Consider the following 3,402-nt stretch of genomic DNA (forward strand, 5'->3'; position numbering starts at 1 on the left):
CAGAGAAACACCGGCCGATTGAATGGTATTCAGTTCATTGGAGAGGTCACGGATCGGTGTGAAGAAACGTGTCACGTAAACCATAAAGGCGCTGACCATGCCGACCGTCATGCCGCCCAAATTTTTCACGACAAAAACACCGCCGAAGCCGAGCACGAGCGCAATCCCCAAAGCGCCAATACATTCAACCAGGGGGAAGAAAGCGGCATGCAGGACGCCTGCGATCATATTGGCGTCGAAATTTTCTTGATTGACCTGAGCAAAACGCTGTAAATTTTTATTTTCCCGTGTAAATGACTGCGTAACCTTAATCCCGGAAATGCTCTCCTGCAAATTGGCATTGACATCCGCAATCCGCCGCCGCACCAGAAAATAAGCTTGCCGCATATGTGTTGTAAAATAAACGGTGGTGAAAATAATCAGCGGCAGAGTCAAAAAGCAGATCAGCGCCAGCCGCCAGTTCATCAGCAGCATGATTACCGTGATGGTAATCAGGGTAAAAAGATCATTGATGATGTTGGTTAAGCCCGAAGTAACGAGTTGATTGAGCGCGTCAATATCGTTGGTCAAACGCGACATGATCCGGCCGGCTTGCCACTTGTCATAGAACTTCAGGCCCAGCTCCTGGATTTTCGTAAAGAGGGTTTGCCGAATATCAAAAATGATATCCTGACCCACCTTTGACATCAGATAGGTCTGCCAATAAGTAAAGAACCAGTTGGCCGCATACGCCAACACATAGACGATCACGATTTGGTTGATAACCACTTGATTTTTCGCAACCATACCGTAATCAATGGCATAGCGCAGCAGGGTTGGGGCAATCAGGCTGGTGGCAGAGGTCATCAGCATGCAAAAGATGGAAATCACCATTTTCATGGTATAAGGTTTGACAAAAGAACCCAGGCGGATAAAAAGCTGCGGATCCAGCTCATTGAGAGGCTTTTTATCGTCATCACTGTTCGTTCCGCGCATTCCCATTATAGCTCACCCCCTGACGCTAAGTCCGAAGCGGCAGGCACAATGGTTGGTTGTTCCTGCGGACGCAGTTGCATTTCATAAATCTGATGATAAATCCCTTCCGTATCAAGCAGCAGCTGCTCATGCGTGCCTTCCTGCACGATACGGCCTTTATCCAGGACCACAATTTTATCGGCATTGCGGATGGTAGAAAGGCGCTGGGCAATGATAAAGGTAGTGCAGTTCTCGGTTAACTTGGCAAAAGCCTGCTGAATGGCATGCTCTGTCTCCGTATCGACGCTGGAAGTTGATTCATCCAAAATCAAAACCTTCGCCTGCATCAGCAGCGCTCTGGCGATGGCCATCCGCTGCTTCTGCCCGCCGGAAAGGCCAACCCCGCGTTCCCCCACCACCGTATCATAACCGTCCGGTAAGGTTTGAATGAATTCGTGGATTCTGGCCGCTTTGGCAGCAGAGATAATCTCCTCCAGTGTGGCGTCCGGCTTGCCGTAGGCAATGTTATTCCGCAGGCTGTCGTTAAAGAGGAAGGTTTCCTGCAGCACAATACCAACCTGCCGGCGCAGAGAATCGATCGTGACCTCTTTTAAGTCGTAACCGTCGATACGCACCGTGCCTTTTTGCGGGTCATAAAAGCGGGGGACCAAATTGATGACTGAACTTTTACCGGAACCGGTCGAACCCAAGATCGCAATCGTCTGACCCGGCAGGGCTTCCAAACAGATATCTTCCAGTACAAAGGTGCGATTGTCGTAACTGAAGAAAACATGATCCATCACCACATGGCCTGCTAAAGGCGGCAGCGTGATTGCGCCAGGCGCATCCGCCACATCGCTTTGGGTATCCAGCACCTCAAAAATCCGTTGACCGGAAGCAACCGCACGCTGCACCATGGAAATCAACATGCCAAACTGGCGTATCGGCTGAATCAGCTGCGCTAAAAGCGTGTTGAAAACCGTCCATTCACCTAAAGTAATGCTGCCGCCGATTACTTGCCTGCCGCCATACCAAATCAGAAAGACGGTTCCCATATTGGAAATAAAACTCATCAGAGGGGCGTAAAAGGCTTCCAAACGCACCGAAATCAGATTCTTATCATAATAGTTTTGATTCTCTTTGAGAAATTTCTCAATTTCATAATCTTCCTGTGCAAAGGCTTTGACGACGCGCACCCCGGTAATACTCTCTTGCATGGCGGCCGAGAAGATGCCCATCTGATCCCGTACCATGCGAAAAGTTGGACGCACTTTCACGGCAAATTGCGTGACAGACCAAACCAGAAATGGCATGAAAATCAAGGACATCAGGGTCAGCCGCCAATTTTTGCTGAACAAGAGTCCCAGAGTGTAAATAATGGTCAGCGAAGCGGAGAAAAGATTGATGAAACCCATCCCCATTGCTCTCTGCAGGGTGGCAACGTCGGAAGTCATGCGCGACATTAATTCACCGGTTCTATTCTGATCGAAAAAGCTAAAAGACAATGTCTGTAAATGCTGATATAAACGATTGCGCATATCATAAATCACTTTCTGCGCTGTAAATTCGATATTATAACGTTGCGCAAACGTGATTGCGGTTTTAACGACGGCAACGGCTAAAACCAGCCCGGCGTACAGGGCAATCGATGAGAGATCTCCCGCCGGAATAAAAACGTCGATGATTTTTTCCGTCAGCAGCGGTGAAATCAGGCTCATCAAAGCAATGATATTGACGAGAAGAAAGGCAACCAGATAACGTGCCCAGTATTTCGCCATGAATTCTTTTAATAATCGCGCATAAACATTCATTCCGAAGCTTCCCCCTTTCCATCTGCGCCGAGCTAAGCGCATTTTACCGAATGACCTGCCGATTTGATCTCAACGATTCGAAACCACCCGGCACTGCTGCAACCTAAGATGGGCAGATGAAGCTGAGACTGACAGAGTAAAAACAACGATCCCCTCGTTTATTCATTCACATTCGCAGAAATTATACTTGACAAAGGAGTCTTTGTCAATATGCTTAACATCTAAAACCTTCTGTCAATAGAAATAATTTTCCTCTACACACTGAAAATGTTTAGAAAGACGAATTAAAAGGACTACCATATGTCTTTAAGACATACGACAGCCCCTCGTATTATATAGTAGTAGTTTTGAGACCCACTCCAAGGTCTTTGTGCTACACTGTAAGGGATGCTGTGGATTGGTTTCAGCCCCTACCACACGACGGTTTCAAAAAGGCTCTAACCACAGTCCTTTGCAGTAATGTCGCTATTTCTCATGCAGTCAAGAAGTTGATACACTTAATCTACGCAATGCAGAAATCCGGTGAAGGTTACCGAAGAGCGGCATAATTGCTTTTTGAGCCTTCGCCGACAACTTGTACACCTCAGCTGGCGCAGCGAACCCTTGACAAGCAGAAGCAGCCAAATGCTAGGATGGA

General features: G+C 47.7%; 2 protein-coding genes. Both read right to left on the reverse strand.

Translation table 11 applies throughout. The features are described from left to right. On the reverse strand, window positions 1-981 hold a 981-nt coding region (locus LLG09_05860; protein MCE5196638.1), incomplete at its 3' end, for an ABC transporter ATP-binding protein. After that, a complete protein-coding gene (locus LLG09_05865) occupies window positions 981-2,765 on the reverse strand; it encodes an ABC transporter ATP-binding protein/permease (protein ID MCE5196639.1) in 1,785 nt (594 codons plus the stop codon). The genes LLG09_05860 and LLG09_05865, both read right to left, overlap by 1 nt. Between the last annotated feature and the right edge of the window lie 637 nt (window positions 2,766-3,402).

It is taken from the genome of Negativicutes bacterium (assembly GCA_021372785.1).
Taxonomy (GTDB): domain Bacteria; phylum Bacillota; class JAAYKD01; order JAAYKD01; family JAAYKD01; genus JAJFTT01.